Here is a 13,022-nt window from a genome sequence, read left to right on the forward strand (position 1 = left end):
GGTTTGGCCTACTTCTTGCGGAGGACCAGCACGATAGCCACGACGGCCACCAGCAAGCCTACGACACCTAACGCCACCGCTATCAGGGGCAGAGGTCCGGGCGAAGCTACGCCGGTGATGACCGCCAGCGGGACGCCGGAGACCGGCGCATCGGGCAGCGGTCCCTCGCCGGCTGCGTTCACCGCTGTCACCCAGTAGTCGTACTCCGCACCCGGTTCGACCGAACCGTCCACGAAGGTGTCCGTGCCGGCGGGAACGGTGGCTATGAGCTGCCTATCGCCTCCCTCCCCGCGCCGGTAGATATTGTAACCGGTGACGGCCGAGCTGCCCTGGTCGTCAGGGACGGACCAGGTCAGGGTGAGGCGGCCTTGTCCCTCCTCCACCTCCACGTTCACCTCTCCGGGGACGGCCAGGGCCACCAGGGAGGCGCTGAGCACCCTGGAAGGTTCGCCCTCTCCCCACTGGTTGAGGGCGGAGACGCAGTAATAGTACGTGGTGCCGTAGACCGCCGCACCGTCCACGTAGGTGGTGGATCCAGCGGGAACGGACACCAGGAGCTGCAACGCCAGGGGGCTGGTCCCGCGGTACACGTTGTAGCCGGTGATCGGTCCGTCACCCGTATCGCTCGGGACGCTCCAGAGCAATGTTACGCTGGAATTGCCACCGGTGGCCGAGATCAGGTACGGTGCGGCGGGCGCATCGGTATTGGGCGAGGGTTGCTGATTGGTGCGCAGCACCATGGTGTTTGACGGCGCTCCCTCCCCGAAGGCGTTGAGGGCGGTCACCATGTAAGTGTAGTTCACACCGGCAAGCACGCTGGTGTCCACGTATGCGTTCCCAGTCAGGGAGGCCAGCAGCACGGTGGTCCCGATGCCCGGCGTGCGGTAGAGGCGGTAACCGATGATCGACGAGCCGCCGTTGGCCGGGACCGACCATCCCAGGGTGATGCGGTCCACCGCGGTCTGGGCGTTCAGCGTGGCCGCCCCGGGCACCGTTCCCGGCGTGGCGTCCACCGTGGCGTTCTCTCCGTTCGCCGTGCCGATGAAGCAATACACCCGGTAGGTGTACGTCACTCCGTTCACAAGTCCGACGTCAGTATAGGACGAGCCGTTCTGAGCGCTCAGGAAGGTGAAGTTCCCGCCGTCGCTCCGGAACACCCGGAAGCCGTTCACATGGAAGGATACCATGGGGTCCCAAGTTAGGGTCACCGTCCCGTTGCCGACCGTGGCCAGCAGGTAGGACGGGGCCGGAAGACCGGTAACGACCACCTCGTCAGGCGTCACGTTCACGCGAGCGGATTCCGGACCGGCCCCCCAGGCGTTCAAGGCCACCACCCAGTAGGTGTGCGGCAGGCCGCTGACCACGTTATGATCGGTGTAGGTCATGATATTGACCATAGCTTGCAACGTCACAGTACCGTCCAGGTCGCGATACACCCGGTAGCCGAGCACGGCCGAGCCGCCGTCGTCCGCCGGGGCCTCCCAGTCCAGGGTGACGATGCCCGCTCCTTCGGTCAGGGTGAGATTCTGTACCGCGCCCGGGACACTTCCCGGGGTGGCCAGGACCGTCGTGGAGTTACCGCTCTCCCCTCCGTCGTTGTAAGCTGTCAGCCGGTAGGAGCAAGGAACTCCGTTAAGCACCGTCCCATCTGAATATCCCACCCCAGCCACCGTGTCCAGCAGCGCGTATCCGCTTCCGTTGTCCCGATAGACACGGTAACCTACGGCTCCGTTCGAAGCGGTCCAGCTAAGGGTCACCAGGGAATCACCTGCTATGGCCGTCAAACCCTGCGGCGCTTCCGGCGGAAGGACGATGCCGAGCGTGGCCTGGTAGGGGGCGCTCATTTCGCTCACGCCATACTGGTTGGAGGAACGCAGGGCGTAGAACATGTCGGCCGTTCCGGCCAGGTCCAGGTACTCGAGCACGTCTCCATCGATTATGGCGATGAGCATCAGGGAGTCCGACGCGGCTCCCCGGTAGATCAGGAACTGGTCCGGAACGGTGGAGCTCTCTGGCACATGCCAGACGATCAGCACGCCGTCATCCTCCTGCACCGCGGAATCTATGACCGGGGCCTCCGGGGAAGTCAAGGGAAGGGTGAGGATCGCCGCGTTGGACGGGGATCCCTCTCCGTTGAGGGTGACCGCGCTGACCCGATAGCGATATTCAATTCCGGGGGTAGCGGTGGCGTCAAGATAGCTCAGCGAACCAGCGCTAACCGAGCCCAGGTAAATGAACCCGGAGCCGCCGTCGCGGTAGACCTTATAACCTACTATGTCCGTTCCGCCGTCATCCGCCGGAGCGGTCCAGTTGAGGCGGACGTTCCCGCCGTCATTGGTCGCCGTCAAACCGGTAGGGGCCAAGGGCAAGCCCGGTACGGCCCCGGTCTCTTTTGAGATCGAGCCTTCGCCAGCCTTGTTCACCGCGCTCACGCGGTAGTAGTAGATCATGCCGTTGATCACAGTCGAATCGACATAGCTCCGTACTGTGCTGTTTCCCAGCAGCGCCCAACCGTTCTCCAGGTCCATACGGTAGATGTTGTAGGAAGTAGGGGCGTCTCCGCCATCGTCCGATGGCAGCTGCCACGAAAGGCTTACGCTGGAATTCCCCGGCACGGCCACAAGACCTTCAGGTGCTCCGGGCAGGGTGGCCGGAGTGTCATAGATGATGGTGGACCAGTCCCCCTCCCCGGCGATGTTCACCGCGTAGACGCGGAATCCATACTCCACACCATTAGCCAGGCTGATAATAAGGGCGTTGCGGACGGCCGGTCCGAAATAATAATAGCCGCTCCCGCCGGAATGGCTGACCTCCACAACGTAACCGGTCACGAGCGTCCCGCCATCGCTGGAGGGGGCGTTCCAACTGACCGTCACGTTGTGGTTGCCGAACTGGGTGTCGACGTTCAGCGGTGCGGAGGGCGCGTCGAAGGTGGTATTGCCCACGGTAGCCGACGCCGCTCCTGGCCCGGCCTGGTTGATGGCCCTGACCGCATAATAATAGGTCTCGCCGTTCCCGAACGGACCATCGAAGTAGATGGTTTCTATCCCCAGGGTGTTGCCCAGGAAGGCCAAGCTCGACGGGTTCGTTCCCCGGTATATTGCGTAACCGGTGATCTCCGCCCCGCCATGGTCCGTCGGCGCGGTCCAGCTCAGTTCCAGGGAACCGATACCGCGGCTAACGGATAGACCGGTCGGTGCTCCCGGCGTGTTGCAGGGAGTTACGGATAACGGCAGGCACATGCTACCGATCTCCGCTCCGCGATATGCGGCCACGCGATAGTAATATGTGGTGCCCATTGTCAATCCAGTGTTGTTGAAATGGCGAGCGGTCGTCGTTCCGATGGACGCAAAGGGCCCACCTGCATCCAGGCTGCGATAAATTACATATCCGTCGACCCCGGATGTGAAGTCATAAATGACCTCGTCCCAGCTGAGCAGGGCCCAACTGTTGCCCACCTGAGCCTGCAGCGATGTCGGGACACCGAACGCATGCGCCAAGGGCGCATAGTCCAGATATTCCTCCTCACCCAAGCCGTAAGGCTGGTCCACAATGCCGTCATAATCGACGTCCGGAGAGGTCCATTCGGCCCAATAATTCCCATATCCTCCGGACGACCACTGGCAGCTCAGATATTTGTCAAAGGCCTGGATCGTTCCTGTGGAATACGTGCCATCGTTCCCGTTGTTGCCGCGGAACATGTTCAGCGTGAAGGTAGCGGAGATGCTCTGGTCAATATATACGCCGTAACCGAGGTTGTCACCGAAGATGTTGCCTCTGACGGTCAGACCGCTGATGCCCGAACCCAGCTGCATCCCGTGCATTCCGTTGCCAGATACGTTGTTGCCCTCGATCAATCCAATGCTGATCGATTGCAGGTACATCCCATTGTAACTTCCGTCAATAACGGTGTTGTTCAACAACTGGATGAATGATCCAGCAGATACACTGATGCACGTGGTAAATCCACTCAGTGAATTCCCTTCGACTATGACCGAGTAACCTTGGTAGATGTTCAAACCAACCGAATTGCCGTTGCCATCCACTGTGTTGTTACGCACCTGGACATTGTTGGCGTTGTTGAAATATCCGAATAATTCGATGTCCGTACCCACATTCGCCTCGACGGTGACCGTCGCCACAACGCTCAGGTCGATAAAACGTCCTCCGATGGCAGTGTTCTCACTGACCTCCAGGTCCTCGCCTTCGAACGCGTAGACGCCGGTCAAACAGTTCAGGAAGCTGCTACCACGAATGGTGACGTCATTGAACGAAAAGAGGCCTATTCCAGTATTGCATCCATCGAAGGTGGAGTTGGCCACCAGGATCCCGAATCCGTATTGAGCGAGCACCGCATAGTTCGATGGTCCGCTGAATGTACACTGCTCCACGATGAATTGACTTAGTTCAGAATTTATTCCATTCAACATCTCCCCGGCGAAGGTGCATTCGAAGAATTGGCCGTTGACGACGTCCAGAAGACCGATGCCGTTACCAGACATGCCTAGGGTGCCGAAGTAAAAGGTGCAGTTGCGCACGACGAAATGCACCGTAGTGTGCCAGATTTCGATGCAATCCTCCCATCCAGACCCGTCGATGATGAGGTCCTCGATGACGTAGGGACTTCCCACACTGCCGTCCCCTACCCATCCTTTCAGGTCGGCCATGTCCGCGAACTCCTGGTCGCTATGTATGATTAACGGACCGGAATTGGCCAGGGGGTAGAGGGTGTAGTTGACCTCCATGATATTGGAAAGCTCACTAACGAAATCGTAATTGTTTACTGCCGCCACCGCGAAGTAATAGATGTTACCGTTGACCAGCTCGTAATTGACCTGATAGAACAGCTCACCGTAGGTGTTGCCGATGAATTCCAGGGAGCCCGGGGACAGCCCCATGTACACATAGTAATACACGACCGTGGCATTCCCGCCGTGAACCGGTTCAGTCCAGTTCAGATCTATGTAGCAAGAGGAAAGGACCCCCACCAATCCAGTGGGTGCGGCCGGGGCTTCTATCTTGGGGCCATAAGGCAGCTGGTATTGGTAGTGGAGGTATGACCCGCCGATCCAGACCGAGTCATCCACATAACTATCCTCGTTGAGGTCCACGTTGGGCAGGTTGCTCCAGCCGTTGCCCCAATTGCGGTCGCCTGCCCAGACGAACCAATCGTCTAATGTGCCCTGGTCATAGCACTGGTATGAATTGGGATCTATGAACGAGATCCCATTGTTGTTCAGGAAGGTGTTGTTGTAGATCCACCAACTATTGCAGGTGATTCCCAGGTAGATACCGTAATCCAGATTGTTAGCGAAGTGATTGCCGAACACATCAGCCCAATGACCACCGTAGGCGTGTAGCCCGTCCGCGGAGTTGTTCTCAATGAAACAATCCTTAACCGTGATCGGTTGCTCGTGATTAATATCCAAATTGACGCTTATGCCATACACGTTCCAAGAGAAGGTGGAGTTGGAGACAAAGGTATACATGGCGTTGCTGATCTGCAGCCCGTACGCCCCGCAGTGGGAAGCGCTCACATTCTCGATGTTCCCACCCTCGTTCCCCACGGAGACGCCCACATTACAGTAGTCGAAAGAGCCTCCATGCACCATGCATCCCTGGCTGTCGCCTAAATCGATTCCGACCCCACAATGCGTGGCTGTGTTGTTGCCAGCGTAGGAGAGCATGGATTCACTAAAGAATATCCCGGCGTTGCTTCCGTAGGAGCAATCGTTATCTTCGACCACTACATTGCCTATGGCGCTCACAACGATGCCCGTATCACAGTTCACGCAGAAATTATAGCGGACGGTCACATTGGAATAGGAACCGCCGCTCTCCACTGATATGCCTCGCACCATGCTCCAGTTGGCATAGTTCCCCTCGATCGTGGCGTCGTAGGAATTCTGTAAAACGATCCCGTAATGATTGGATTCCAGGTCATTCCCATAAACATGCAGGTCATGAGAGAGCGAGACCAGCAGTCCGGTCTCGAGTCCGCCCTCGATGGTATTGTCGAATACCGCAGCTCCATGGATCGTATCAAGATTGATGCCGATCGAACCGATGGTGGCCAGATAGTTACCCGAGATCAAAATGTTACTACTGCTGTACACAGCGATGCCTGTGTTGGCTAGGCCCGTGATGGTATTGTTGACGATCTGGCAGTTCGAGCTCAAGGTTAGGAATACGGGCTTGTTGAACTCCCCGGTCTCAAAATCGATGACGTTATCTTCCACCCGCATGTCCTGGCATTGGTATAGATTGAACCCCTCGCTACCAAATGATGGTGTCACGGTGAGATCATTGTCAAGGACGGTCACGTCGATGCAGTTCATAAAAGAGATACCGAAGGGGGCGCTGGCAACGGTGTTGTTTTGCACGCGGCCATTTTGTATAGTCAGGCGCATGTTGAAGTCCGAGGTATTGGTGCAGATGTTGCTATCCACGGTGACGTTCTCCGCATCGTCAAGGAAGATCGCGTAGACCGTATCGTTTATCCGGTTGTGACCGATATGGACCTGGTCACTGGTGAATAGGGCGATGCCCTGGGCATGGGTCCCCACGAGGTCGTAAATATTATTCTGGATATCAATGTAGGTCACTTGTTGCCCATAAATGCCGTAGCTATAATCCCCAAAATTGGTGAACGTTGAATTTGTGATGGTGACTTCCGAAACATGATCAACGTTAATTCCCTGGCCGGCCTGTCGGTCCAAAGTGACGTTGTCCATGATAACGTAACGACTGGAATCGGTAATCGCAATGCCATAGATGCATCCAACGATAGCCGTATCGTTAATGGCTACATATTGCGAGTTCTTTACAAGAATTCCATAGGTTGGTGTCGTCCCTATTATATTCTTGAAGTTATAGTCGGTAATCACCCAGTATGAATATTCTATTGAGATTCCTATGGTGGAGATGGAATTGATATCATTATTGAGCAGGGTGCAATTGTCGGATTGAGAAGCGACTATGCCGTAATCACAATCAGAGAATGCGCTCTCGTTCACGGTGACGCTCGAACAGTTCTGAAGATAGACCCCGTAGCCTCGCAGGGTCTCACTGACATATTGACAGTTGTGAATGGTGCAGTTTTCGATGTTCACGTAGCGCGTGGTGTCCTTCAGCCATATGCCATATCCTTCACCGGTACAGGTGATGTTGTAATCAGCGAAGACGTACGGACTTCCTTCCGTACCGTCGCCGGTGCAATAACCGTCGACCTTGGCCTGGTCCAAGGCGGTGTCGCCTTCGAAGTGCAGCGGACCGCTGTCCCTCGCCGAAGCGTTCCCGGAGAACAGCATAACAGCGATCAATAGCAATCCCAAGAATACGAATATGCCCAATGCTAAAGCTCTGCCCCGTGACATCTGAGAATCCCCCCGAATTCTATGACCAAGACCATGCAGTTGGGGGAGATATCTATTTTATCCAGATTTTCTTAGGATTCCTTATCGGAAGTATCAATGGTACGAGGCGATGTCCCGGACCTTCAGATCGCCCTGCCTAGCCCGTTTTATAGCGCAAACCGTCGCTTTCGCCCCGTGCACCGTGGTCAGGAACGGTATCTCCAATTCGACGGCCAGGCGTCTCATCATGTACCCGTCCCGGCGAGAGCCGGAAGAGTACGTCGGTGTATTTATTATCAGGTTGATTTCCCCGCGGCGCATGAGGCCCAGGGCGTCCGGGGCGATGTTCTCGGCCACCTTGTAGACGGTGGTGATCGGCACGCCGTTGTTGCGCATGTAGGTGGACGTTCCCTTGGTGGCGTATATGGTGAATCCCATCTCATGTAGCTCTTGGACGATGGGCAGTATCTGGGCCTTGTCCGCGTCGGCCACGGTCACGTAGACCCCGCCTTGCAGCGGGAGCTTGTTCCCGGCGGATATCATGGCCTTGTACATCGCCGCCCCGTAGTTCTTGTCGATGCCCATGACCTCGCCGGTGCTGCGCATCTCCGGACCGAGTATGGAATCCACGCCTGGTAGTTTCAGGAAGGGGAAGACGGACGCTTTGACGGCCACGTGCTTGAACTCCGCCACGCCCACGTGCCCCAGGTCCTTGAGCTTCTCACCCAGCATGACCTTGGTGGACAGTTTCGCCAGCGGCACGCCGATGGCCTTGGAGATGAACGGGACGGTACGAGAGGCGCGGGGGTTCGCCTCGATCATGAACACCTCGTCGTCCTTCACCGCCAGTTGTAAGTTCATGCAGCCCTTGATCTGCAGCGCGAGCGCGACCTGCTTGGTGATTTCGATGACCCTCTTCATGACCTCGGGGGGTATGGTCTGGCACGGGAGGACCATGGTGGCGTCGCCGGAATGCACGCCCGCTTCCTCGATATGCTCCATGACCCCGCCGATGAAGACGTCCTTGCCGTCGCACACCACGTCCACGTCCAGCTCCTTCGCGTGCGTCAGGTACTTGTCTATCAGCACCGGATGCTTCTTGGAGACCTTGACGGCCGTGGCCACGTAGGTCTTCAGCTCCTCCTCGCTGTAGATGATCTCCATGCCCCTTCCGCCCAGCACGTAAGACGGCCTCAGCAGCACAGGGTAGCCGATGTGATCGGCCACGACCTTCACCTCATCGTAGGAATGACCCGTCCCCGATTCAGGCTGGGCGATGTTCAGCTGGCTCATCAGCGCGCTCCAGCGCTTGCGGTCCTCCGCCACGTCCATCATGTCCGGGGACGTGCCCAGCACCTGACACTTTCGGCCCTTCAGGGCGGCCTCCAGCGGAACGGCCAGGTTGACGGAGGTCTGCCCTCCGAACTGCAGGATGACGCCGTCGGCGTCCTCCTTCTCAATGACGTTCATCACGTCCTCGAGAGTGAGCGGCTCGAAGTACAGGCGGTCGGAGATGTCATAGTCAGTGGAGACCGTTTCCGGGTTATTGTTGATGACGATGGCGTCCACGCCCTGCTCCTGGCAGGCCATGACCCCGTGCACGCAGCAATAGTCGAACTCGATGCCCTGCCCGATGCGGATGGGGCCGGAGCCAACGATGACCACCTTTTTGTTGTCGGAATGCGGCACCTCGCAATCCGTGCCGTAGGTGGAATAGAAGTAGGGCGTCTCCGCCTGGAACTCCGCGGCGCAGGTGTCCACCATCTTGTAGGTCGGAAGAATCTTGTTCTCCATCCTAATATGGTGCACCGCGGCCTCGCTCTTCTTTGTGAACTTGCCGATGCTCTCGTCCTGGAAGCCCATGCGCTTCGCCCTTCTCAACAGCTCCGGGGTGAGCGGGCCGGTGGCCAGCTCCTTCTCCATGTTGACGATGTTCAGTATCTTGCGCACGAAGAAGGCGTCCCACTTGGTGAGGTCGGCTATCTTATCGATGGGCATCCCGCGGCGCAGCGCTTCGGCGATGCCATACAGGCGCTTATCGGACGGAGAGATCAGCTCCGCCTCCAGCTCCTTGTCGCTCCAGATCTCCGGCTCCAGGTCGATGCGGTCCGTCTCCAGGGAGCATACCGCCTTCATGAGCGATTCCTCGATGGTGCGTCCGATGGCCATGACCTCGCCGGTGCTCTTCATCTGCGTGCCGATCTTTGTTTCGACCGTCCGGAACTTGTCGAAGGGCCAGCGTGGAATTTTAGCCACCACGTAATCGATGGTCGGTTCGAAAGCGGCGAACGTCTTCCCGGTGATCTTGTTCGGGATCTCGTCCAACGTCTTCCCGATGGCGATCTTGGCCGCCACCCTGGCTATGGGGTAGCCGGTAGCTTTAGAGGCCAGGGCGGAAGAGCGCGAGACGCGCGGATTAACTTCAATGACGCGGTACTCCCTGGTCACCGGGTTGAAGGCGAACTGCACGTTGCAGCCACCCTCGATTCCCAGGGCGCGGATGATCTTGATGGATGCCGTCCGCATCAGCTGAAAGTCCTCGTCGTTCAGCGTCTGTATGGGCGCGACCACGATGCTCTCGCCGGTATGGATGCCCATGGCGTCCAGGTTCTCCATAGAGCAGATGATGACGCAGTTGTCCTTGCGGTCACGCATGACCTCGTACTCCAGCTCCTTCCAGCCCAGCACGCTCTCCTCGATGAGCACCTGGCGGATGCGCGAGTAGATCAGACCGCGGCCGGTGATGGGTATGAGCTCCTCCTCGTTGTAAGCCACTCCACCGCCAGTGCCTCCGAGGGTGTAAGCGGGACGGATAAGCACTGGAAAGCCGCCCACGGACTCCACGGCCTTCTTGGCGTCGTCGATGCTATGGACGGTGACACTGCGAGGGATAGGTTCGCCGATCTGGATCATGGTCTCCCGGAACAGCTCCCGGTCCTCGGAGAGGGCGATGGCTCGGGGTTGAGTGCCCAGTAAACGACAGTTGAGCTTTTCTAGATAACCCTTGTCAGCCAGCTCGGAGCACAGGTTCAGGGCGGTCTGCCCGCCCATACCGGAGAGCACCCCCTCCACCTTCTCCTTGCGGATGATCTCCGCCACCGTCTCCACGTTCAGCGGTTCGATGTAGACGATGTCGGCCATCTCCAGGTCCGTTTGGATGGTGGCGGGGTTGGAATTGACCAGGACGGTTGTGTAGCCCTCCTCGTGCAAAGAGCGACAGGCCTGCGAGCCGGAGAAATCGAACTCCGCCGCCTGACCGATAACGATAGGTCCGGAGCCAATGACCATGAGCTTGCCCTTGCTCATTTTCTCGCCTCCAGCATCTTGGCGAAATCGTCGAAGAGGAAACCGGTGTCCCTCGGCCCCGGCCGAGCTTCCGGATGATATTGCACGGAAAAGATGGGCAGCTCGTTGTGGCGCATGCCCTCCACCGTCCCGTCGTTGACGTTGACCTGGTCGATCTCCATCCCAGAATTGATCATGGTCTCGGGGTCCACGGCGTACCCGTGGTTCTGGGAGGTGATGTACACCCGGTCATTGTACTTCACCGGTTGGTTGACCCCGCGGTGACCGAACTTGAGCTTGTAGGTGTTGCCGCCGAAGACCTCGCAGAGCAGCTGGTTGCCCAAGCATATTCCCATGATAGGGTAATCGTCCTTCAGCTGGCGGACGTTGGAAACGATGGTTTCCTTGATTGCGGGGTGGGCCGGATCGCCCGGCCCGTTGGAGATGAAGAGACCGTCGACCTCATGGTCGCGGAAGAACTTGACCGGAGTATCGTAAGGCAGCTGGTATAATTCGAAGCGCTTCCTCAGCTCGCGCACGATGTTGGCCTTGGCCCCGCAGTCGAACAGCGCCACCTTCTTGGCGTCCTCCTTGGGGAAGTGCAGCGCTTCCTTGGGGCTGACATCGCCGACCAGGTTGCTCTCTGAGGGGTAGGGCATCTTGCGCAGCTGCTCCAGATGTTCGTTCGGGTCGCCGTCGTAGACGATGGCGCCTTTCATCGTACCAGCGGTCCTGATTCTGATGATGAGAGAGCGGGTGTCGATGCCGGCGATTCCGGGGATCTTATTTTCCTTAAGAAATGAGTTGAGGTCCCCATTACCGTAGCCGTTGCTGGGGGCATCGCATAGCTCCCGCACCACATAACCGCTTACCTGGACCTTCTCCGACTCCATGTCGCGGGAGTTGACACCGTAATTGCCGATTAGCGGGTAGGACATCGTCAGGATCTGGCCGCGGAAGGAGGGGTCGGTCAGGCTTTCCTGATAGCCGGTCATCCCAGTGCTGAAGACCACCTCCCCGGAGGTGTTCTCCATATAACCAAATCCCGTGCCCTCCATGATAGTCCCGTCCTCGAGCACCAGGAAGCACTTTGCCATCAGAATTTCATGGTAGCATTATAGGATACTTAATCCTTACTGAGCGTCTGACACCGCCCAGCAGCGCCATGCCTGGACAGATACAAGGCGTTCAATTATCAGGCATCTCTACCCGACGAATGTCCAATGCCGGACTAGCATTGAGACAACCATAAATTCCTGATAAAGCATCATGCCGACGATGAAGGTACTGCACCAGGACCGGTTCAAGGGCGAGATCAAGATGCAGGTGGAGGTGGCCGACGATCTGTGGCACCTCTACAACATTTTGACCCCCGGCGATCTGGTGTACGCCTCCACGTACCGTCGGGAGGAGACGAAATCCGACAAGATCCGGGCGGAGCGGGGGGAGAAGAAGCGCATGACCCTGGGCATACGTCTGGAAAAGGTGGAGTTCGGGGAGTTCGACAACCGCCTGCGGTTGTTGGGCGTCATCGAGGAAGGCCCGCAGGACGTTGGTGCGTATCACACCCTGATCATGGAGGAGGGCGAGGTGCTCTCCGTAGTGAAAGTACAATGGAAGCCGTCACAGCTAGAACGGGTACGCAGGGCGGTGGAGGATTCCAAAAAACCGTGCGTCATCTTCATATCCCTGGACGATGACGAAGCTACCGTAGCTGTGCTGCGCCAGTTCGGCGTGCAGCGCCTGGCTGATATTTTTGCGGGCGGGCACGGCAAGGATTACGCTACTAAAGAAGAGGGGAACTACTTCGGCGAGATCATTGCCAAAGCCAAGCAGGCCCACTCGCCCGGCGTTCCTTTGATCGTCCTAGGCCCCGGCTTCGCCAAGGAGACGCTAATGGCCAAGGGCAAGGAGAAGGAGCCGGAGATGTTCTCAAAATCCTTCCTTTACCATACCGGTCAATCAGGCATGACCGGCATACAGGAGCTGATGAAGCGGGGCATGGGAGCGGAGGTGCTCAAAGATTCGCGCGTGGCCGAGGAGACCGAGCTGGTGGAGAAGCTCCTCGAAGCGGTGGGGACGGACGGACTGGCGACGTACGGTCCCAAGGAAGTGCGCGAGGCGGCCAAGGCCGGAGCGGTGGAGCTGTTGCTTATCCTCGATTCCATGGTCCGAGAGAAGGACGTGGAGGCGCTGATGCGTTCCGTGGAGGACGCCCGCGGGCGGGTGACCGTCGTCAGCGAGCTGCACGAGGGCGGGAAGAAGCTGGAGTCGCTGGGCGGGATGGCCGCGCTGCTCCGGTACCGGGTCTGAGGGAGGCCAGAACCAGATATTACCGCGCGATGTTGTACGTTCCCATCCGAAACACTTTAGTACGTTTTT

Annotated in this window: 4 protein-coding genes; 1 reads left to right on the top strand and 3 read right to left on the bottom strand. The window is 58.1% G+C overall.

All coding sequences use genetic code 11. The features are described from left to right. Positions 1 to 8: 8 nt before the first annotated feature. The 3 genes from NT131_03440 to carA form a co-directional block, all read right to left on the bottom strand. Positions 9 to 7,376, bottom strand: a complete 7,368-nt coding sequence (locus NT131_03440; GenBank protein ID MCX6650696.1) for a right-handed parallel beta-helix repeat-containing protein — start codon at positions 7,374 to 7,376, stop codon at positions 9 to 11. Between the two features lie 93 nt (positions 7,377 to 7,469). Next, positions 7,470 to 10,661: a carbamoyl-phosphate synthase large subunit gene (carB, locus tag NT131_03445; GenBank protein MCX6650697.1), complete on the bottom strand. Its 3,192-nt coding sequence runs from the start codon at positions 10,659 to 10,661 to the stop codon at positions 7,470 to 7,472. Next, positions 10,658 to 11,737, bottom strand: coding sequence for a glutamine-hydrolyzing carbamoyl-phosphate synthase small subunit (gene carA / locus NT131_03450; GenBank protein ID MCX6650698.1), 1,080 nt, complete (start codon positions 11,735 to 11,737; stop codon positions 10,658 to 10,660). The genes carB and carA overlap by 4 nt, the downstream gene beginning before the upstream one ends. A gap of 181 nt (positions 11,738 to 11,918) precedes the next feature. On the opposite strand from carA, the gene NT131_03455 reads away from it, so the two are divergent. Continuing rightward, the gene (locus NT131_03455) at positions 11,919 to 12,953 is read left to right on the top strand and encodes an mRNA surveillance protein pelota (protein MCX6650699.1); all 1,035 of its coding nucleotides are present in this window, start codon (positions 11,919 to 11,921) and stop codon (positions 12,951 to 12,953) included. The last annotated feature ends 69 nt before the right edge of the window (positions 12,954 to 13,022 follow it).

It is taken from the genome of Methanomassiliicoccales archaeon (assembly GCA_026394395.1).
In the GTDB taxonomy this organism is placed as follows: domain Archaea; phylum Thermoplasmatota; class Thermoplasmata; order Methanomassiliicoccales; family UBA472; genus UBA472.

Coding starts and splice junctions, on each gene's coding strand:
- NT131_03440 (MCX6650696.1), bottom strand. CDS start 7,376: ATGTCACGGGGCAGAGCTTTAGCATTGGGCATATTCGTATTCTTGGGA.
- carB (MCX6650697.1), bottom strand. CDS start 10,661: ATGAGCAAGGGCAAGCTCATGGTCATTGGCTCCGGACCTATCGTTATC.
- carA (MCX6650698.1), bottom strand. CDS start 11,737: ATGGCAAAGTGCTTCCTGGTGCTCGAGGACGGGACTATCATGGAGGGC.
- NT131_03455 (MCX6650699.1), top strand. CDS start 11,919: ATGAAGGTACTGCACCAGGACCGGTTCAAGGGCGAGATCAAGATGCAG.